The following is a 20,841-nucleotide window of genomic DNA, read 5'->3' on the forward strand; positions in this document are numbered from 1 at the left end:
TGTGTCTGTTATTCTGATTTATAGTGCTTGAGCCGCAGCGAGTACTTCATCGACATGGCCTTTAACTTTTACAGTGCGCCACTCCTGTCGTAATACGCCTTCAGCATCAATCAAGAACGTAGAGCGGTCGATGCCCATGTACTCGCGACCGTAGTTCTTTTTCAGCTTGATTACGTCAAATAGTTTGCACAGTTCTTCATCTGGGTCGCTGATCAGCTCGAATGGAAACTCTTGTTTTGCTTTGAAGTTTTCATGAGCGCGCATGCCGTCACGAGAAACACCGAAAATCACGGTGTTTGCTGCTTCAAACTGATCGATAGCGTCGCGGAAGTTTTGACCTTCGGTTGTGCAGCCAGGGGTGCTGTCTTTAGGGTAAAAATAGATAACAATGTTTTTGCCCTTCAGTGCATCTAGTTCAACAGTCTGCTCGCTAGTGGCTTGAGCGGTAAAAGATGGGACTTTTTGATCAATAGCAACGTTGCTCATAGTAAATCCTTAGTGATGATGGCTACTCAACAAAGTATAAAATCGTATAGAATACGTCTCTTAATACGATACCAGATATGGTTTAGATTATAAGTGATCTATTACACGAGTAATTGGCAATATTTTATGAGTGAAAGTAGAAATATTCCTTATTAGCCCACTATTTGGATCGACCTAAGGAAAAATTGAATCTTTTCAGCCGCCTAGGGTCGATTAGTCAAGTTTTAAGGTTGTAATACGCACTAGGGCAGAGTAGTTTTGTCCTTTGCAAAACCTGATATAAATCTCATGGAGAAAAAAATGATTACTGGCAGCATTGTTGCTCTTGTTACCCCTATGCTTTCTAACGGAGACGTCGATTGGGATTCCCTAGACAAACTGGTAGATTGGCATCTGGATAAGGGCACTGATTCCATCGTCGCTGTGGGCACTACGGGTGAGTCCGCTACACTAAACTGCGATGAGCATTGCCAAGTGATTAAACGTGTAGTTGATCGTGTTGCAGGCCGCATCCCAGTGATTGCAGGCACAGGTGCAAATTCAACTTCCGAAGCAATCGAACTAACTGCTGAAGCTAAAAATGCGGGTGCAGATGCGTGTTTGCTTGTGACTCCTTACTACAACAAGCCGACTCAAGAAGGTTTGTACCAGCATTACAAAGCGATTGCTGAAGCAGTAGATATTCCACAGATCCTTTATAACGTACCGGGTCGTACTGCTTGCGATATGCAGACTGAAACTGTGCTTCGTCTAGCTGAGATCAGCAATATTGTAGGTGTTAAAGAAGCAACAGGTGACGTGCCTCGCGGTATCGATCTAATTTCGAAAGCGCCAGAGGACTTTGCTGTGTACTCTGGTGATGATGCCACTGCAGTAGAGCTAATGCTCGAGGGTGGTAAAGGTAACATCTCTGTAACTGCAAACGTTGCACCTGCTGAGATGGCTGAAATGTGCGCTTTGGCGATGTCTGGTAAAGCAGAAGAAGCACGTACGCTAAATAACAGCCTAATGCCACTTCACGAAAAACTTTTTGTTGAAGCGAACCCTATCCCAGTTAAATGGGCGCTAGCAGAAATGGGCTACATGGGTCTAGGTATTCGTTTGCCGCTAACTGTATTGGCAGATGAGTGTCACGACACTGTTCGTGAAGCGATGCGTAGCACTAACATTATCTAAGCGACTATATTCATGAAGAAAATTGTATCTGTATCAGTGGTTACTGGAGCGCTGCTTTCTGGCTGCAGTATGTTGGATGATAACCCGATCTACGGTGACAATGGCATAGTCCGTGACCGTAGTCAGGATTACGAATTGGCGCAAACGAGCCAGCGTTTAGAGTTGCCTGCTCACCTCAAGGCAAAGCAGACAGCAGATACATTGACTATTCCTGAAATTAGCAGTGTTGCAACAGCACGTACGGGGGACTTCGAAGTTCCTCGTCCTGAGTTCTTTTACGCTGAAGCAGGTAGTGAATCTGTTAATCTTAAACGTGAAAATGGTGAGAAACTCATCATTGTGGATGAGGATATTACAAGCGTTTGGGTGAAACTGCAGGAATTCTGGCAGTTTAATGGCATTGATATCGCTAAGTCTGATCCGCGTCAGGGGCGTATGGAAACTCAATGGATCCATCACGATGCTAAAGAGTTTGGCTTGGTTGATACTTGGGTGAAGCGTTTAACCTTCCAGGATATCCCGGGCGATACTAAAGATAAGTTACGTGTTAGTTTGAAACCTGTTACTGGTGATCCTTCTAGAACCACTATTGGTATGGAACACGTCCGTTTTGCTGCCGATGAAGAGGTATCCAGTATTGATTGGGCGACTCAAGCTAAAGGTGTAACTTTTAAATCAGATATGATGTTTGAGATGCTGCGTTACCTAGGTAAAGCTTCAGGTCAGCGTAATGCCCAAACACTTATCGCCTTCAATGAAAAGCGTCGTGTCGGTACGCAACTGGGTCGTGATTCTCGCGGTAATCCAGTTCTGAAGATGAACACTGATTCAGGTACTGCTTGGAGTGAAATTAGTACTGCTTTAGATAAAGCCGATATGGATGTAGGTACTCGTGATTCAGATACGGGTTACTTCTATATGACTTATACGACCTCTACACCGTTTGAGAACATTGAAGAGCAAGGCTTTTTTGAATGGTTACACTCTGATCGAGAAGAGATTAAGTTAGATACTACCTCGATTTCTGCTGCGTTAGGTTTTGACGGAGAAGAAGAGGGTGGCATTAGCTATACAACAGGAAAAACTGCTGCTTACCTTCAAGGAGTTAAAGAGGGTGAAGCCAAAGATACCTTGGTGGACCCAGAAGATGAAGGTAACAAAAAAGGTTATAAAATCTGGTTTGCTGGTAAGCCTATCTACGTCTTCGGTGGTGAAGAGTCTGGTATCTACAATGAGTCGACAGGTAAATTCGAACATACAGGTCAATATCAGTTAAAACTAATTCGTACTCGTTCAGGTGTCTTCCTGAGCGTATTAACTTCGGAAGGTCTATCGGCTCCTGCTATTGTTGCGGAAGAGATTCTTTGGGAAATTAAAGAGAATTTACCTAAAGCATAAAAGATGATGTTGTGAGCAATATTGTCATTATAAAAAGGGCCGCGAGGCCCTTTTTTTGTGGTTATTTTTATATCAATAGGAGAGATTTATGCGTGCTGTAATTTTGGATTTAAAAGGACTGGAAACGATAGATCTATCTCCTATCGAAAAGAATGTTTCAGAATTGGTCTGCTATGAATTGACTCGGCCAGATCAGGTGCTTGAGCGAGTTAGAGGTGCAGATATATTGATTACCAACAAAACTGCTATCACTGCTGAAGTTATGGATGCTGCTGAACAGCTTAAATATATCTGTGTAGTTGCTACAGGCACGAATGTGGTTGATAAGGTTGCGGCTGCTGAGCGAGATATCCCAGTGTCTAATTGTGTTGCTTATGGGGTCAGCTCTGTTGTACAGCATGTATGGTCAATGATTTTAGCTTTGCACACTAATTTAGTTTCTTACGCTACTGATGTGCAAAAAGGTCAGTGGCAGCGTTCTGACCAGTTCTGTTTTCTGGATTATCCGATTGTAGAACTTGAAGGTAAGACACTTGGTATTATTGGTTACGGAAACCTGGGGCAGGGTGTAGCGAGTGTAGCGTCTGCTTTTGGAATGAAGGTATTGGTGGCACAAAGCTTGAGCAGTAACGGTCAAGATCCAGCTAGAGTAAGCCTGGATGAGTTGATTGCGACATCTGATGTAATTAGCATTCATTGCCCATTAACAGATGATACGGAAAACTTATTTGATCGATCCACCTTCAAGCAGATGAAAAGCACTGCTTTTTTAGTTAATGCTGCTCGTGGTGGAATTGTGAATGAACAAGACCTTGTGGATGCGCTAAAGTCTGCTGAGATTGCGGGTGCTGCGACTGATGTACTTACAGTAGAGCCTCCAAAAGATGGAAATCCTCTGTTAGATCCATCTATACCTAATCTACTGGTGACGCCGCATATAGCTTGGGGAACACTAGAAGCTCGTACCCGTATTATTCAGCAAACAGCAGATAATATTCAGGCGTTCTTTCGAGGTGAACACACCAATCCTGTTTAACCCTTGAGGTGCTTAGAATGGGCAGGGTGCGAAAAATTCGACCTGCTCATCAGTATCTGGGTGAGGAAAGGCTAAGTACTCTGCATGAAGAAGTAGACGCTCTGAAGCGGCAATGCCTTCTTCGGTCGCATAGAAACGATCGCCAACGATCGGGTGACCCATGGCTTGCATATGTACTCTAAGTTGATGCGAACGGCCTGTAATTGGTTTTAGCGCGACTCTTGTGCCAAGCGACTCTTTCGAAAGTTGTTCCCACTCAGTGTGAGCGCTTTTGCCTTGCTCAAAATCTACAATCTGCAACGGACGATTCTCCCAATCGCATCGTAGTGGTAGCTTTACTGCACCCGATGTTTCGCTTGGCTCTCCGCAGATAATCGCTTGGTAACGTTTGTTGGTCAGTCTCTCTTGAAAGCTACGACTAAGATGTCGTTGTGCTTCAAGGGTTAGGGCTAATACCATCAAGCCAGATGTGGCGTAATCTAAGCGGTGAACGACCCGTGCTGTGGGGAATTGTTCTTGTACTCTGCGCCATAAGCAATCTTGCTTATCTTCACCGCGCCCAGGTACGGATAGCATATCATAAGGTTTATTAGCGATGACGAGTGAGCCATCGCTATAAATGATTTCAATCACGCTGTTTTCCGTTCGAATAGGACCATGGATTCAACATGGGAAGTGTGTGGGAACATATCCATGACACAGAAGCGGCTTGCTACATAGCCCTGCTCAATCAATTCGGCTCCATCTCTCGATAGGGCGGCAGGGTTACAAGATACATACAGAATCATCTCTGGCTCGTGATTCTTGAGCTGCTTAATTATCTCTAAGGCGCCTGTTCTTGGAGGGTCTAGTAGGATTTTATTGAAGCCTTGTTTATACCAAGGCATTGCGCGTAGATCTTTGCTTAGATCAGCACGGTAAAATTCACAGTTGTCTAGATCATTATTAGCTGCATTGGTGTTAGCGCGGGCAACCATATCTTCAACACCTTCAATGCCAACAACATGCGCAGCGGTTTTCGCTAACGGGAGGCTGAAGTTGCCGATACCACAAAATAGATCTAATACTCTATCGTTAGCTTCTAAATTAAGCCAAGAGATAGCACGATCAATCATCTGTTGGTTAACTTGGTTGTTCACCTGAATAAAGTCGCCCGGCTCAAATTCGATGTTTGTGGCGGTTGGCTGATGTTTATAGCTTAAAACTGCCTTATCAGAATAGGCTTCTATCTTATCGCCATGATCAAAATAGAGTTTAAAGTTCCGTTGTTCAGCTAAATCGCTTAGCGCTTGGCAAAGCGCTTCACTCGGGCGTTTTTTTACGCGAAGCGTTAATGCGCCTTGGTTGTCTCCGAGAGTTAATTCGCCATGTGTTATCTCTTTGAACTGTTCTTCTGCTTCCAGTACATGTGGTAGCGCCGACAGGATCTTATCTAGAGGTTCTGCTAGTACAGGGCAGTGATCGATTTGGGTCAATTTACTGCTACCACGGCGCCTAAAGCCTACCAATGCACTGCCATCTCGCATCATCTGGTTGATGCCTATTCGGCAGCTACGGCGATAGTTCCATTCTGCACTTGTAATGGGCTCTTCAACTTTTTCAGGCGCAAATTTACCTAAACGATTGAGTTGATCTAAAACCAATGTTTGTTTGGTTGGGATTTGGTGTTCGTGCGCTAGATGTTGTAAATCGCAACCGCCGCAAGTACCGAAATGCTCGCACTTCGGTGATGTGCGTTGTGACGATTCAGTTAGCACTTGAGTGCAGTTGGCTTCATCATAGCGGCGATGTTTGCTAGTAATCTCATATTCAACTTCTTCATTTGGAAGCGCGCCAGCTACAAATATGGTTTTACCATCATGTTTGGCGATACCTCGGCCTTCATGGCTCAGTCCTTCAATCTTCAGAGTTTCAGGGTAAGGAGTAGCTGCCTTGGGTTTCTTTTTCTGAGGAATGGGTTTGGCAAAAAGGCTTTGTTTACGTTTCATGATGAGTACCAGCTTTAGAAGGCGGCGATTCTATCAGAAAGCGGCCTGCACGTCCTATGACTTGTAGGAAAGTGATCTGGCCCCTGTGTTGATCAATATTGGTTAGATAAGAAAGATCGGTATGCACAACCAGAGATAGATCAATAATTCGTTGACTTGCTGACAGCAGCCTAAGCAATCACCATTATAGCCGTCGATCCAATGCTTGAAGAAATGGATCATATAAGCGGTAGCGATAAGGGTTGGGGCTAAAACGCTAAGATAGCTGAGTGGTAAAAAGATAAAACATGCAGCAGCTGGCAGTGAAGCAATAAGCAGATCCATCTTGCTCAAGGGGCGTAGCATCTGTTTGGATTTGCTAGTCTCTTCATCACTAACGTATTTTTCACGATAGATGATGATTAGCGGGAATAAACGACTGAGACAGTGGCCTAATACAATGATGGCAATGGTGTGTTGAACTTCTAGTAACGTGTTGAATTTCAATAATAATACAACGACTAGGCCAATAACACCGTAGCTGCCAACCCTGGAGTCTTTCATGATGCGAAGGATCTGATCTTTATCCCAGCCTCCGCCAAAGCCGTCACAACAATCCGCTAAGCCATCTTCATGGAGAGCTCCCGTCATCCAGATGCTGGATAGCATCGATAGAATTACAGCTATGCTATCTGTGAAGATAAAACTAGAAAGCCAATAGATCAGAGCTGCGTAAAATCCAATTAAAAGGCCTACCCATGGCAAGTACTTAGTCGATTTTGCTTGTGTTTCTTTTGTGTAATGCACCCAGGATGGAGAAGTGAATCGGGTAAAATAAGTTAGGGCATTAAAAAAAAGATGTAGCTGCTCGGGGTAAGATTTCATTAAACTTGGGGCCTGAGAAAAAGGACCCCTACTTTAGTAATTCCTTTAACTAAGGACAAGGTTTAAACGACTGATGATCGAAGAACACAAGTTTGCTCCCTTTGTTCGTATTTTGGGCAAAGGTAAAAATGGTACAAGATCGCTTAGCCGCGAAGAGGCTGAAGCTGCAATGGCCATGATCCTGGATGGAGAGGTAACGCCTGAACAACTCGGAGCCTTTTTGATGTTGTTGCGAGTAAAGGAGGAGGCGCCAGAGGAGCTTGCGGGGTTTGCCGATGCTGTGCGCAGTCGTTATTCGGTTGGTCGTGAAATGCAAGTCGATCTTGATTGGTCGACTTATGCAGGTAAAAAGAGACGTCACACTTGGTATCTGCTGGTTGCTCTATGTCTAGCAAGCCATGGCTATCGTGTTTTTATGCATGGTTCAAAAGGTCACACGCCGGGGCGTATCTATGTAGAAGATATGCTGAGTTTGTTTAACTTAAATCCCTGCCAGGATTGGTCTGAGACCGAGGCTGAATTAGACCGAGTTAACTTTGCGTATATGTCTGTGGATCAGTTTTGCCCTCCACTAGGGGAAATTATTCAGCTGCGCCCAATTCTTGGACTTCGTTCGCCGGTTCATACCTTATGTCGCATGCTCAATCCTGCTGATGCTCCAGCAAGTATCGATGGCGTTTTCCACCCCGCTTACGGCCCTATGCATCAAAAAACCGCCCAGCTCTTAGGTGTTAAACGCAACGTCACTATGCGTGGTGATGGTGGCGAGGCCGAGATTAGACCTGATACAGAGTGTTTGCTGCAGTGGTCAGATAACGGTGAGTTAACTGAATACGACTGGCCTCGTATCGTTGAAAAGCGCTTCATCAAAGAGGTTGAGCTTCCTTTGCAAACCCTGCTTGATGTTTGGAAAGGGGAAGGTGAACATGAATACGGCTATAAAGCGATCATCTCAACGATGGCTGTGGTTTTGAGATTGTTAGGCGAGTCAGCAGAGATGCCTGAGCTACTGGAGAAGGCAGAGCAGCTTTGGAAAAGCCGAAATATCTCTCTATTTGCTTGAGCGAGTAGCTTCGCCGATTAATCTCGGCGAAGCTTGTCTGAAACTGCGATCGGTGATGGGTAGTTGAAGATCACCACATAACTGGATAACAAGAAGGTTAAGATCGCTGTTGCCTGAATAACATGAGAGGCTTCTTCGCCAATCATCATACTTCCCGCCGCTATATAAGCAATCAACAGCGAAAACTCGCTGATTTGGCCCAAACGAAAACCTACTTCCCATCCTAACTGTTTTGACTCACTAATTCGGCTCAGTAAAAAGCGGAACACCACTGGCTTAACCGCAAGGACCAAAATAGCCAAAATAATTGCTGGAATCGCAATCGTACTAACTAAGGTTAGATTGAAGCTGGCGCCGATTGAGAAGAAAAATAGGATCAAGAAAAAGTCACGGAGTGGCTTTAGGCTTGTCGCAATGTATTGAGCTATAGGGCTGGTGGCAATGGATACGCCGGCAACAAACGCACCGATCTCTGCAGATAGACCTGCTAAATGTGCTATTTCTGCTAGGCCAAGGCACCAGCCAATCGCAAGTAGAAAGATATATTCATGAAAGCGATCAAATTTCTGGATCAGTTTTAGTAGCACGTATTTTACAAATACAAATGCGCCAATGATCAAGAGAGGTAATGCGGCGAGCGTGGTAGCAAATTGAGCCATAGTATCGCTACTTGTGCCGCCATTTGTGCCGCTGTATAGGAACAATAAGACCATAATCGCAATAACGTCTTGTAGAAGCAGAAGACCTACGACGAGTTCACCGGTATGGCGGTGGTGAAGTACAGTTGTGGGTAACAGCTTGATGCCTATGATCGTACTCGAAAACATCACAGCGGCGCCGATGATTAGGTTTTCTGTTTGGGTGTAACCGAAGGCGTATCCCACGCTGTAGCCTAGGGCAAAGAAGATCAATGAGCTTCCTATGGCGACCAAGGTGGCTTTACGTAACATCTGCAATAGATGTGAGGGCTGCATGTCTAGGCCAAGAAGAAATAGCAGGAAGATGATACCGACGTGGGATATATCAGATAGCAGTTTAGTATCAGTCACCATGCTCATGCCGTATGGACCTAAAATGGCTCCCAAAACGATATAGGCCACGAGTAAAGGCTGACGGGTGTAGAGCGCCAAAGACGCAATAATGGCAGCACCCGTAAAAATTAAGAAGAACGAAAAAACCAGTGACTGATCAGTCATTTACATATCCCTAAATGTGGTTTTTAAACTATAGCAAGATGAAACAGCGCGGTTCAAACAATCAAGCTGCTTGGGGGGTTAAATTTTGACTTTTTGCCAATGCTGTTGAGACCAGATGCGGATAAAGATTGCTGACGAAAGCAATCGATGAACAATCTGTACAATCCAGATGCCTAACAATCCGAAGCCTAAAATAGGTCCAAATAGCCAAGCTAGCGGTAAAAAGAAGCACCACTGGCCAAATGTAGATATAAGTAAAACTGAGCGATTGGCACCAACGCCGAGTAGCGCTTGGGTTAATACAATTGCAGCAGCATCTAAACAGATTGCTAGCGCAGTTAGTTGTAAGGGCAGTACAGCGATATCGATCAGTTGCTCTGATTGTAAAAACGCAGAAAGAACTGCTTCAGGAAAGATTGCAAGTGGAATGCTTAGTAGGCTGATGCAAACCAGCGCCGTGACAATCACATCCCATCCCCAGCGAGCTGCTTCTTGATAGTTATCTTCACCAATTGAATGGCTCACAAGCGAAGTGCATGCAACGCCAAAACCTACCGCAGGAAGGATCAAGAAAAGAGAGAGGTTAATCAGTACATGTGCGATTGCTTGTTCGCTGGTGCCCAGCTGACCAATGATCCAGATAAGAATGCAAATAGCCAAAGCCAAAAAGAACTGTTGTATTGAATGAGGGATTGCGAGCTTGATCACTCTATAAATTGAGGATGCTTGCTGAGTGCTGAATTTAAATAACCCGTTAGTTTTGGCGTCCTTGTAGACCATTACAGCGTTTAATAGAGCGCCTATATACAATGCTATAGCGGTGCCTAAACCTGCTCCTGGTGCGCCAAGTCTTGGTAAGCCCAGTTCACCAAAGATTAAACAGTAACTAATAATCACGTTCAGTAGATGAGTGGCTATCAGAACTTTAAAGTAGGTCGCAGGCCGCTTGGTGCCGTTCCACCAACCACGGAAAGAGAGGTTGAGCCCAATAGCAAGCATGGCTGCAGTTCTGTAATCAAAATAGGCTTCAGAGATATCTTGTACCGCTGAATCCTCAGTCATCAGTGAGACTATGGAGCCTGAGTAATAGATCAATACACAACTGACAGGGAGTGCAAAAATAAGTGAGATCATTAGCCCCCAGTGAACGGGGGAGGCGGCATGATCGTTCTGACCTTCGCCTTGATGGCGGGCCACTAGGGTCTGTACTCCAGAAGACAAGCCAAGAATAAGGCTGATTGCCACGAAATTGGCATAACCTCCTATGCCTACGCCGGCGAGAGATGCTTCACCGAGCTGACCGACAAGTACGGCATCTACAAGGTTTAGTAGGCTTTGGGAAAGCATTCCTGCGATAATCGGCAGCCCTAAACCTATTATTATTTTTTGTCGGTTGAAGAATGTCATAGGGGTCAAAATAGGAAAAAAGCAATTCTATCAGATTCTCTTTGAAATAAGCGCTTTCTATTTGTGCAAATAAAAGGATCTGTATATCAATGCCTAAAGGATAAGACGGTTTTGGTAGCAGAATTAAACAAGGATACGATAGAATTCCCCACCTATTGATTAATAGTTGATCAATTTACTCGGGTTTACTTTGAGTGTATCCTAGAGCTTAAGAATTGATTGGTTCAACATACAGGACACCGTATGAATATCACCGTCACAGAAACGGCAGAAGAATACTTAAAAGAGCTACTTTCTAAACAGGATGTTGAGGGTATGGCTGTGCGCATGTTCGTTACACAGCCAGGAACATCTTATGCAGAAACTTGCCTAGCTTATTGTCGTCCAGATGAAGTTATCGAAGATGATGAAATTCTGGAGCTTACACAGCTGCGATTCTACATTGAAAAGAACAGTGTTCCTTATCTTGATGAAGCGCATGTGGACTTCGCGAAAGATCGTATGGGTGGTCAGTTAACGATCAAGGCGCCGAATGCCAAAGTGCCTAAGGTTTCACCTGATAGCCCGATATCAGAGCAGATTAACTACATTCTCTATTCAGAAATTAATCCAGGTTTGGCTTCCCATGGTGGTGAAGTAAAACTGATGGAAGTGGTTGAGGAAGAGGAAGGACATATTGCTGTACTTCAATTTGGCGGTGGTTGCCAGGGTTGTAGTGCAGTTGATATGACATTGAAAGATGGCGTAGAAGCGACATTGGTAGAGCGTATAGCAACGTTGGTTGGTGTGCGTGACATAACAGACCACAGTGTTACTGATAAAGCCTATTACAAGTAAGTGTTACAAACTGTGAAAAAAGGGGATTAAATTCCCCTTTTTTGATTGTCTCCATAAAGGGATACTGCTATAAGATTTAGTATCCCGGTTCTCTTACCTCGATATATTCCCAACGCGTTGTTTTTTGTATCTAATTGGTTGCATTTGAAATTTTGACCCCCATGTAACCCTAAGACACGCTTTTTTAGAATTTCTCCGCAATACATCGCGGACTGGTTGATGAGGCTTTTGCTCATGACACAACATGACGACATTCAGGAACAACTAATCGAATTGCCGGTGCTCCCGTTAAGGGATGTAGTGGTATATCCGCATATGGTTATCCCATTATTCGTGGGAAGGGAAAAATCAATCGAAGCCCTAGAAGCTGCAATGTCTGGGGAAAAAGAAATTCTTCTTGTTGCACAAAAAAACGCATCAGATGATGAGCCGTTAGCTGAAGACCTATTTGAAGTGGGTACTGTTGCTAGCGTATTACAAATGCTTAAATTGCCTGACGGAACTGTAAAGGTGCTGGTGGAAGGTGATTACCGCGCAACCATTCACGCATTGAGTGAAGACGAAGGCTTCTTTACTGCTCAAGCAAATATGCTTGCAATTGAAGAGCTGACGGAAGCTGAAAGCGAGCTATACAAGCGTACAGTTTTAGAGCAATTTGAACGATTCGTTCAAGTAAATAAGAAAATTCCATCTGAAGTGCTTTCTTCTCTCCAGAATATCGACGATGTAGGGCGTTTGGCAGATACCATTGCAGCCCACATGTCGCTTAAGTTAGAAGAGAAGCAGCAGATTTTAGAGATGCTTAGCAATAAAGAGCGCCTAGAGCATCTAATGGCGTTGATGGAATCTGAAATTGACCTGGTTGAAGTGGAAAAGCGTATCCGCGGACGGGTTAAAAAGCAGATGGAGAAAAGTCAACGCGAGTACTATCTGAATGAACAGATGAAAGCTATCCAAAAAGAGTTAGGTGATCTGGATGAGTCCGGTACTAACGATATGGATGAGCTGAAAAATCGAATTGCTGAAGCAAAAATGCCACAAGAAGCTTTCGATAAAACCATGAGTGAATACAACAAGTTGAAGATGATGTCGCCAATGTCGGCTGAAGCAACAGTTGTTCGTGGTTACATCGATTGGATGATCCAGATTCCTTGGGCTAAGCGCTCTAAAGTTCGCCATGATATGAAGCGAGCAGAGAAGGTACTTAATCAAGATCACTTCGGTCTTGAAGAAGTTAAAGACCGAATTTTGGAATACTTGGCGGTTCAGAAACGAGTTAAGAAACTTAAAGGCCCGATCCTTTGTTTGGTTGGTCCTCCAGGTGTAGGTAAAACATCTCTAGGCCGTTCAATCGCTCGTGCTACGAATCGTGAATACGTGCGTATGGCGCTAGGCGGCGTGCGTGATGAAGCAGAGATTCGTGGTCACCGCCGTACATACATCGGCTCTATGCCAGGTAAGCTGTTGCAGAAGATGTCGAAAGTAGGTGTGAAAAACCCGCTGTTTTTGTTGGATGAGATCGACAAAATGGGTATGGATCAGCGTGGAGATCCAGCATCGGCTCTTCTTGAAGTACTAGATCCAGAACAAAACAACAGTTTTAACGATCACTACCTAGAGGTGGATTACGATCTGTCTGATGTAATGTTTGTATGTACTTCCAACTCTATGAATATTCCGGGTCCTTTGTTGGATCGTATGGAGATCATTCGCATCCCGGGTTACACCGAAGATGAGAAGTTGAATATTGCTCGAAATTACCTTGTTGAGAAGCAGTTTAAGAATAATGGCTTGAAAAAAGGTGAAGTGGAGATAAAGGATAGTGCCATTACTGGTTTGATCCGTTACTATACCCGCGAAGCTGGTGTGCGTGGTCTTGAGCGAGAGATCGCTAAGCTTTGTCGTAAGGTAGTTAAAGAGCTTGCCTTGGCTGATAAGAAAGATCTGCCAGTGGTTATTGAAGAAGCTCAGTTGGAGCACTACAGTGGTGTTCGTAAACATAACTTCGGTATCGCTGAAGAGCAAGATCAGGTTGGCCTAGTCACAGGTCTAGCTTGGACCCAAGTGGGTGGCGATATCCTTAGCATCGAAACGGCAGTGGTACCAGGTAAAGGCCGTCAGGTGACTACAGGTAGCTTAGGGGATGTGATGAAAGAATCCATCCAAGCTGCGCTGACTGTTGTAAGAAACCGTGCTGAAGCCCTAGGTATTGCGTCTGACTTCCACGAGAAACAAGACGTTCATATTCACGTTCCAGAAGGCGCTACACCAAAAGATGGCCCAAGTGCGGGTATTGGAATGTGTACGGCTTTAGTATCGGTTTTAACCAATATTCCGGTTAAGGCTGACGTAGCAATGACAGGTGAAATCACCCTAAGAGGGCAGGTTTTACCTATTGGCGGATTGAAAGAAAAACTGCTCGCAGCACACCGCGGGGGAATTAAAACGGTCATTATTCCAAAGGAAAATGAGCGCGATTTAAAGGAAATTCCCGACAATATCAAAGCAGATATCGATATTAAGGCGGTTAAATGGATTGATGAGGTGCTGGACATCGCACTAAAGTATCAACCAAAACCTGTAGAGAAAAGCGAGAAAGAAGTGGTAGCGGCAAAGGAAAAGGCTACAAAAGCTGAGCCGGAGCAAATAAAGCCACATTAGTATTCATCAGGGGTAGAAAGGTGTTCTAGGTGTCTTGACACTCCTTTCTGCACCTTGGTATAAATGCCTGACCATCTTGCTGGGCATGGATAACGGAACAATTAAAAATAACGATCTATTTAAAGGGGAACAACGTGAATAAGTCTGAACTGATCGACGCTATCGCAGCTTCAGCCGACATTCCTAAAGCAGCTGCGGGTCGCGCGCTGGATGCTACACTGGAAGCGGTTACTGGTGCACTTCAAAACGGTGATTCTGTTGCACTTGTAGGTTTCGGTACATTTTCTGTGAAAGAGCGTGCTGCTCGTACGGGCCGTAACCCACAGACAGGCAAGCCAATTGAAATTGCTGCCGCTACACTGCCAACTTTCAAGCCTGGTAAGGCTCTGAAAGACGCAGTAAACAAGTAAGATCTGATCGCGTCACGATCTTACTTAGGGGAGGTAGCTCATTAGTTTAGTGAGTTACCCAGCCTGAAGTACTGATAAAGTACTTTAGGTGCGGGTTAAAGACCCGCGAAAGGAGCGGTAGTTCAGTTGGTTAGAATACCTGCCTGTCACGCAGGGGGTCGCGGGTTCGAGTCCCGTCCGTTCCGCCAACTTTGTTTAACAGACGATCTCTGTTCTACATAGAATGACGAGCTAAATCATATTAGTGAGTCAGGTACAAAATTCTTGAAAGGCGCATTTGTAAGAATGCGCCTTTTTTATGTGTTAAAGATTTTGCCAGGGGTTTAGAGGCATAATGCTACAGTCCATTCGTGATAACTCTCAGGGAATCATTGCCAAGATTATTGTTGGCTTGATTGCAGTTACTTTTGCATTATTTGGTGTTGAATCGCTGGTTAGTTTAACTGCTGGCAGTAATGCTCCTGCGACCGTTAATGGTGAAGAGATCAGTCAGCAAGATCTCTATCAAGGTGTTCAATTGCAACGTCGTCAAATGTTGTCGCAGATGGGGGAGGATGCTGATCCTTCGCTACTGGATGACGGTTTGATCAGCAATATGGTTTTGGAAGGCCTGATTGAGCAATCTGTTTTAGTTCAATCTGCACAAAATCAAGGTCTGACATTCTCTGATGCAATGATTGATCAACTGATCCTGTCTACCAAAGAGTTTCAGCTAGACGGTAAGTTTGATCGTGCTCAATTTGAAGCGACGTTACGTAACGCCGGTCTTACGCCGTTGATGTATCGTGATATCGTGCGTAAAGAGAAGGTGACTGAGCAAGAGCGTATAGCGTTCATGTTATCTGCATTTACTCTGCCAAATGAATTGAACTCTCTAAACGTTCTACAGAATCAAACGCGTGATCTTCGCTACTTCACGCTGCCTGCGGACAATGTTCGTGCTGAAATTACGGTTTCTGATGAGCAGATTGCCGATTACTATGCAGAGAACAGTTCACAGTTTATGACTGAAGAGCAGGTAGCGATTGAATACCTTCTTTTAGAAAGAAGTGCTTTAGAAGCAGGTATTGAAGTTTCTAATGATGAACTTCAAGCAGCCTACCAGCAGCTTGTTGATACATTCCAAGCACAAGAGCAGCGTCATTCAGCACATATCTTTATCGAGATTTCTGAACAGCAAGACGATGCTGCTGCAAAAGCTAAGATTGATGCAATTGCTGAGCGCCTAAAAGCAGGTGAAGTATTTGAAGAGTTGGCTAAGTCAGAATCTCAAGACCCAGCATCTGCTGAGATGGGTGGTGATTTAGGTATTAATGAGAAAGGTGTTTTCTCAACTGACTTTGAAGACGCTTTGTATGCTCTAGAAAAAGGTGCTGTTTCAGAGCCAGTTCGTTCAGAATTTGGTTATCACTTAATTAAACTAGTTGATGTTGTTGAGTCTGAAGTGCCTGTTTTTGCAAAAGCTGAAGCAGAGCTTCGTTCTGATCTCCTAAATCAGAAGGCTGAAGAAGAGTATGTTGAGCAGTTAGAGCGTTTAGCTGATGTGTCTTTCTCTTCTGGTGATCTGGTAGAGCCATCTGAAGAGCTAGAACTAGAGATTCAGAAAACTGAGCTATTTGCGCGTTCTGGTAACGAAGATGCGATTACTTCCAACGCGAAGATTCTTGCTGTTGCTTTCGATCAGGAGCTGATCAATGAAGGTTTGAACAGCACGCCAGTAGAATTGGATTCTGGTCGCTCTGTTGTTTTACGTGTAGTTGAACATCAACTACCTCGTGAAAAAGCACAAGACGAAGTGGCTGATCAGATCCGCGCTATTCTGGTTGAGCAGCAAGTTGCTGCAGCGATGACTGAAAAAGCGAACGCTATTGTTGCTCAGCTTACTGAAGGTGCAGATCTAGCAACTGTTGCAGAAGGTAATGAAGTAGTAGCGCAGCCTGCAGTTAATCGTAGCCAGAGAGAGCTTCCACAAGAGCTTCTTACCGCCGCATTCAAAATGGTAAAACCGCAAAGTGGTTCTACCTATGCAGCAGTTGATACTGTAGATGGCAGCAAAATGATTATCGCGCTAGACGCAATCGGTCAGCAAGATATTGAGCTGCAAGAAGACGAGATTCGCTTTATGGGTATGATGCTTAATAACCGTCAAGGTCAGCAGGATTACCAAGATCACCTTGCTCAGTTAAAAGCTAAAGCTGAAATTGAAAAGCTTTAAGCTAATTTGATCTATTCTAAAACCACCTTCGGGTGGTTTTTTTATATTGGCTGTTTTAGCAGCTTTAGGGGGGAATATGAAAAAATTAATGTTACTGATTAGTCATGGCCTAGTTGGCTTTGCTGGCTTTGCCTTAGGCGTATACCTGTTACCTATCCTAATTCAGCCACAGGGACCTTCTGAGCAAGAGATCTCTTCGGCTGTAGCTCAGGCGCAGTTTGAAGGGCAATTTGTGAAAGAGTTAAAAGGCAGTGACTTTTTGCATTGGGGAGAAGGCTCAGTGATGTTGGGTGGCGGTGTTGCAGCATTCAAAGGTAAATTAGCTCCTGGTCCTGATTATAAGCTTTACCTTTCTCCTGTATTTGTAGATGACGAGATGAGTTTTCTTGAGAATAAGCGAGATATGGTACAAGTTGCAGAAATCAAAACATTTGATGGCTTTGTGGTTAACTTACCAGAAGGGGTAGATCCGGCTAAATATTCTACGGCTGTGATTTGGTGTGAAACCTTCTCTGAATTTATCAGTGCTGCTCGTTATAACTCTTTGTAAGAAACAGTCCTGACTGTCAGTGTTTGGGAATCTGCGAATAAGTCCAATGCTTTCTCAGTGGGTTCTAAAGCGGTCAGATACGCGAAAGTCAGTGCAGTGAAATGTCTGGACCTTTTCAAGCTGGCTGACAAAGTAGATGGTCGCTTTAGAGCTCACCCTACGGGGCTTACATAGCAACTGAATCACTTTGTTAATGATTTTCGACAGGCAACCAGCATGCCTGTAATCATTGCCTCGTGCTTCAATTGCTCTGTAAGCCTGAGTCGCATAAGACTTGTTCTCAGGTTCCCTGACTGACAGTCGTATAGATCGTTTCGAGTTGCGGGTCATTCAATTGACTGGCAGGCGTAATTGTCTTTCGTTGCCAAGGTACAAAACCAAAGTACCAGCAGCGCCAAAAGTTAACGCTGGCTTGTGGGTTTTCATCCAATAGTTCAGCTAGCGTTTGTACTTTACCTAACTCTATCCCTAACGCCTCCTTAAAGGTTAAATAAACAAATTTCGAACAAAACTGTCGCTTGGAATCGAATTTAAAGCCTAAGTGATAAAAGCGCCCCTTACGTTTCTCAGCGGTTTGTTTTAATTTGCTAATATCTGCATCAATTAACGGCTCTTTAAGTCGTAATATGCTCACTTCATCGTTGGTTGTGCGCGATACAAAATCTTTTAGGCTCGTGCGTCTAACGCAGGGAACAGCACTTTCTAAAACAAACCATTCATCATTTTCTTTAACGACAAAGCCTACATGCGAAGTCCAGCTGCCAGTGCCTTTTGCGACCTGGCGGTATAGAAAACTATTGATGGAGATAAAAATAATGTCTCCTTCTTGTACGCAGTTTTCTAGGTCATTGATTACGCTGTTGAACTTTGTCATTTTCATTATGGTTTCCTCAAAAGTTGATACGTAAAGTATGTGTGCTTTGAGGAAGCAGGGCTAAATATTCAAAAAAGGTATCGTATTTTGATACTTTTGGTTTTGTGACTCAGTTTTAAGTGTAATAGGACAAAGCAAAATTTGGCTGATACACTAGCGCTTTTTTTCAACGGCGGCTTTATGCGAATACTCCTTCTCTCAGCTTACGATGCGGATAGTCATGTTTATTGGCGTAAAGGGCTTGTTGAGCACTTGAATGAACACGAATGGACAGTTTTGTCTCTGCCAGGACGTTATTTTAGTTGGCGTATGAGAGGGAACAGTCTTAGTTGGGCGTTTAATGAAAGGGAAACACTAAGCCAGCCTTATGATCTGGTCGTGGCGACCTCTATGACAGACCTGTCTGCCTTGCGTGGTTTTGTACCATCTTTAGCCCAAATTCCAGCACTGGTTTACTTTCACGAAAACCAATTCGCTTATCCTGAGTCTGGTAAAGCATTTAAAACCGTTGAGCCATGCATTCTGAACCTTTATACCGCGCTGGCTGCGGATTATTGTTTATTTAACAGTGAATATAATCGACAGACGCTTTTGGATGGCGCGAAAGCTCTCTTGAAAAAGATGCCCGATCAAGTACCAGCAAATTTGATCGAACGGATTAGAGATAATTCATCGGTGCTGTCTGTTCCTATCAAGTCTGATAGCTACCAAATACATTCTCCTGTATCTGATGAAGTTCATATCGTTTGGAATCACCGTTGGGAATACGATAAAAACCCTCAACTGCTACTTGATGCAGTTGAACAGCTTATCCAGAAACGCAAGGACTTTAAGCTCCATGTGGTCGGGCAGCAGTTTAGAAAGGTGCCAGAGCAATTTGAACAACTCCGTGTGCTACTCGGTGATTGCGCTGGAGAGTGGGGTTATCTTTCGTCGCGTGAGGATTATCTGGCTCTACTGCGTAAAGCGGATGTTGTGCTTTCAACGGCTGTACATGATTACCAAGGGATAGCTGTTCTAGAAGGGGTTGCGTCTGGGGCGGAGCCCTTAGTCCCTGAAAGGTTAGCGTATAGAGAATTGTTCCCTGAAGCCTGCCGGTATAAAGAAGAAAGCGAAGCTGAAGTCTTGGCTGAACGATTAGATCAGTTAGTAGAAAGAAAGTACGCAGGTGAGTGGGGGGAGCAAGTGAATGTCGATCGGTTTAAATGGGCGATACTGGCAGACCAGTATCGCCGTCACTTTGAGCGTTTAGCCCGTAAAAAAGGTTAAAGACGACGGACCTTAAACTTGCGGCCTTTAATTTTACCTTGGCTCAAGCGCTCGGCTGCCTTTCGTGCAACTTTGCGTTCAACGGCAACGTAAGCAGCAAAATCATACACATTAATCTTGCCTACTTGGCTGCCTTGTATTCCAGCATCGCCTGTTAATGCACCTAAGATATCGCCAGGGCGAACTTTGTTCTTCTTACCTCCAGCAATCGCAAGCGTAGCCATTGGTGGGTTATTCGGCTGATAGTTCGGATCTGCGTCTGGTAGTTCAGTCACGGGGAACTCTGTATCCAAATACTTTTCAATGGAAGCCACTTTATAAGCTTCTGATGGCTGATAAAGATTTAGTGCCATGCCTTGCTTACCTGCACGGCCTGTACGACCGATACGGTGAGTATGAACTTCAGCGTCGCGAGTAAGATCGTAGTTGATGACACAAGGGAGGTCATCAATATCTAATCCACGCGCTGCTACATCAGTCGCGATAAGGATAGAGCAACTGCGGTTGGCGAATTGCACTAGTATTTGGTCACGATCGCGTTGTTCTAAATCGCCGTGTATCGCTTTTGCGCTATAGCCCAAGGATTTTAGGTGCTGCTGAACATCATTACAGGTTTGCTTCATGTTGCAGAAAATCACTGCAAACTCTGGTTTGAACTGAGCTAAAATCGCGCTCAAATTCTCTAGCTTATTTTCTTTTTCGATCTCAAAGAAATGTTGTTCAATCTGAGATTGTTGGTGAGTGGATTCTACCTCTACCGTAATTGGCTGATTGAGAATGTCTGCACTCAGGCTCGCAATGGTCTTTGGGTAAGTAGCAGAAAATAGCAGTGTTTGGCGTTTCTTTGGGGTCTGCCCTATGATGTCACGAATGTCATCAGAAAAACCCATATCAAGCATGCGATCCGCTTCATCAAGCACTACGGTAGTGGCTTTATCTAAGCGCAGAGTTTTCTTACGTAGATGGTCTTTGATACGACCCGGTGTACCTACAACAATATGTGCGCCATGCTCCAAAGAGCCAATCTGAGGCCCAATTGATTGGCCACCACAGAGAGTAAGAATCTTCACGTTTTCAGTAAAGCGAGCAAGCTTTCTTAGCTCATTAGCAACTTGTGTTGCTAATTCACGTGTAGGGCAAAGTACTAAGGCTTGTGTGGCAAAACTACGAAGGTTTAAATTCAGCAGTGTACCTATACCAAACGCAGCTGTTTTGCCGCTGCCTGTTTTTGCTTTCGCAATGAGGTCATTACCTCGCAAAACCTCGGGTAGGGCCTTCTCTTGGATAGCCGTCATCTGCTTATAGCCTAGATGATCCAGGTTCTTTAGCATCGGTTTTGGAAGATTGAGATTTGAGAAGCAGGTATCAGACACAGGGCACTCGGTAAAAGTAAAGTTGGTTAGGTTTTGTT

18 protein-coding genes and 1 tRNA gene are annotated in these 20,841 nt (G+C 44.3%); 11 read left to right on the forward strand and 8 right to left on the reverse strand.

The window, feature by feature from the left end; translation table 11 throughout:
• Positions 1–18: 18 nt before the first annotated feature.
• Positions 19–486 (reverse strand): peroxiredoxin, encoded by a 468-nt coding sequence (locus ACMXYP_RS06905; protein ID WP_415884277.1) that lies wholly within the window; start codon positions 484–486, stop codon positions 19–21.
• A 300-nt stretch (positions 487–786) separates the two neighbouring features.
• On the opposite strand from ACMXYP_RS06905, the gene dapA reads away from it, so the two are divergent.
• From dapA to ACMXYP_RS06920, 3 genes are all read left to right on the forward strand, one after another.
• Entirely contained in the window at positions 787–1,662 is an 876-nt protein-coding gene (gene dapA, locus ACMXYP_RS06910; protein WP_415884278.1) for a 4-hydroxy-tetrahydrodipicolinate synthase, read from the forward strand.
• Between the two features lie 12 nt (positions 1,663–1,674).
• Positions 1,675–3,060, forward strand: a complete 1,386-nt coding sequence (gene bamC / locus ACMXYP_RS06915) for an outer membrane protein assembly factor BamC (RefSeq protein ID WP_415884279.1) — start codon at positions 1,675–1,677, stop codon at positions 3,058–3,060.
• An 88-nt stretch (positions 3,061–3,148) separates the two neighbouring features.
• Positions 3,149–4,096, forward strand: a complete 948-nt coding sequence (locus ACMXYP_RS06920; RefSeq protein WP_415884280.1) for a D-2-hydroxyacid dehydrogenase — start codon at positions 3,149–3,151, stop codon at positions 4,094–4,096.
• 12 nt (positions 4,097–4,108) lie between these two features.
• Here the strand turns inward: ACMXYP_RS06920 and ACMXYP_RS06925 are convergent, their stop codons facing one another.
• The 3 genes from ACMXYP_RS06925 to ACMXYP_RS06935 form a co-directional block, all read right to left on the reverse strand.
• The gene (locus ACMXYP_RS06925; protein WP_415884281.1) at positions 4,109–4,729 is read right to left on the reverse strand and encodes a pseudouridine synthase; all 621 of its coding nucleotides are present in this window, start codon (positions 4,727–4,729) and stop codon (positions 4,109–4,111) included.
• A complete protein-coding gene (gene rlmD / locus ACMXYP_RS06930) occupies positions 4,726–6,084 on the reverse strand; it encodes a 23S rRNA (uracil(1939)-C(5))-methyltransferase RlmD (protein ID WP_415884282.1) in 1,359 nt (452 codons plus the stop codon). Before rlmD ends, ACMXYP_RS06925 begins: the two co-directional genes overlap by 4 nt.
• Before the next feature lie 102 nt (positions 6,085–6,186).
• Complete coding sequence (locus ACMXYP_RS06935; RefSeq protein ID WP_415884283.1) at positions 6,187–6,948, reverse strand: adenosylcobinamide-GDP ribazoletransferase; 762 nt, start codon at positions 6,946–6,948, stop codon at positions 6,187–6,189.
• A 73-nt stretch (positions 6,949–7,021) separates the two neighbouring features.
• Here ACMXYP_RS06935 and ACMXYP_RS06940 point away from each other — a divergent pair, with 73 nt between their 5' ends.
• The gene (locus tag ACMXYP_RS06940) at positions 7,022–8,011 is read left to right on the forward strand and encodes a glycosyl transferase family protein (protein ID WP_415884284.1); all 990 of its coding nucleotides are present in this window, start codon (positions 7,022–7,024) and stop codon (positions 8,009–8,011) included.
• 17 nt (positions 8,012–8,028) lie between these two features.
• Here ACMXYP_RS06940 and ACMXYP_RS06945 read toward each other — a convergent pair whose 3' ends face one another.
• Complete coding sequence (locus ACMXYP_RS06945; RefSeq protein WP_415884285.1) at positions 8,029–9,207, reverse strand: cation:proton antiporter; 1,179 nt, start codon at positions 9,205–9,207, stop codon at positions 8,029–8,031.
• A gap of 78 nt (positions 9,208–9,285) precedes the next feature.
• Positions 9,286–10,614 (reverse strand): MATE family efflux transporter, encoded by a 1,329-nt coding sequence (locus ACMXYP_RS06950; RefSeq protein WP_415884286.1) that lies wholly within the window; start codon positions 10,612–10,614, stop codon positions 9,286–9,288.
• Between the two features lie 243 nt (positions 10,615–10,857).
• Here ACMXYP_RS06950 and nfuA point away from each other — a divergent pair, with 243 nt between their 5' ends.
• From nfuA to ACMXYP_RS06980, 6 genes are all read left to right on the forward strand, one after another.
• Positions 10,858–11,451 carry a Fe-S biogenesis protein NfuA gene (gene nfuA, locus ACMXYP_RS06955; RefSeq protein ID WP_415884287.1) on the forward strand — a complete coding sequence of 198 codons (594 nt, stop codon included), beginning with the start codon at positions 10,858–10,860 and terminating at the stop codon, positions 11,449–11,451.
• Positions 11,452–11,685: 234 nt separating this feature from the next.
• Entirely contained in the window at positions 11,686–14,112 is a 2,427-nt protein-coding gene (gene lon, locus ACMXYP_RS06960) for an endopeptidase La (protein ID WP_415884288.1), read from the forward strand.
• A gap of 134 nt (positions 14,113–14,246) precedes the next feature.
• Positions 14,247–14,522 carry an HU family DNA-binding protein gene (locus ACMXYP_RS06965; RefSeq protein WP_007020114.1) on the forward strand — a complete coding sequence of 92 codons (276 nt, stop codon included), beginning with the start codon at positions 14,247–14,249 and terminating at the stop codon, positions 14,520–14,522.
• 111 nt (positions 14,523–14,633) lie between these two features.
• Positions 14,634–14,710, forward strand: a tRNA-Asp gene (locus tag ACMXYP_RS06970).
• A 146-nt stretch (positions 14,711–14,856) separates the two neighbouring features.
• Positions 14,857–16,737: a SurA N-terminal domain-containing protein gene (locus ACMXYP_RS06975; protein WP_415884289.1), complete on the forward strand. Its 1,881-nt coding sequence runs from the start codon at positions 14,857–14,859 to the stop codon at positions 16,735–16,737.
• Between the two features lie 76 nt (positions 16,738–16,813).
• Complete coding sequence (locus tag ACMXYP_RS06980; RefSeq protein ID WP_415884290.1) at positions 16,814–17,287, forward strand: DM13 domain-containing protein; 474 nt, start codon at positions 16,814–16,816, stop codon at positions 17,285–17,287.
• A gap of 280 nt (positions 17,288–17,567) precedes the next feature.
• Here the strand turns inward: ACMXYP_RS06980 and ACMXYP_RS06985 are convergent, their stop codons facing one another.
• Positions 17,568–18,167 carry a YiiX/YebB-like N1pC/P60 family cysteine hydrolase gene (locus ACMXYP_RS06985; RefSeq protein WP_415884291.1) on the reverse strand — a complete coding sequence of 200 codons (600 nt, stop codon included), beginning with the start codon at positions 18,165–18,167 and terminating at the stop codon, positions 17,568–17,570.
• 135 nt (positions 18,168–18,302) lie between these two features.
• On the opposite strand from ACMXYP_RS06985, the gene ACMXYP_RS06990 reads away from it, so the two are divergent.
• Positions 18,303–19,430 carry a DUF3524 domain-containing protein gene (locus tag ACMXYP_RS06990; RefSeq protein WP_415884292.1) on the forward strand — a complete coding sequence of 376 codons (1,128 nt, stop codon included), beginning with the start codon at positions 18,303–18,305 and terminating at the stop codon, positions 19,428–19,430.
• Here ACMXYP_RS06990 and dbpA read toward each other — a convergent pair.
• The gene (gene dbpA, locus ACMXYP_RS06995; RefSeq protein WP_415884653.1) at positions 19,427–20,761 is read right to left on the reverse strand and encodes an ATP-dependent RNA helicase DbpA; all 1,335 of its coding nucleotides are present in this window, start codon (positions 20,759–20,761) and stop codon (positions 19,427–19,429) included. The two genes, ACMXYP_RS06990 and dbpA, sit on opposite strands and share 4 nt — an antisense overlap.
• Positions 20,762–20,841: the final 80 nt, after the last annotated feature.

Source organism: Neptuniibacter sp. QD34_54 (genome assembly GCF_047778055.1).
GTDB lineage: Bacteria > Pseudomonadota > Gammaproteobacteria > Pseudomonadales > Balneatricaceae > Neptuniibacter.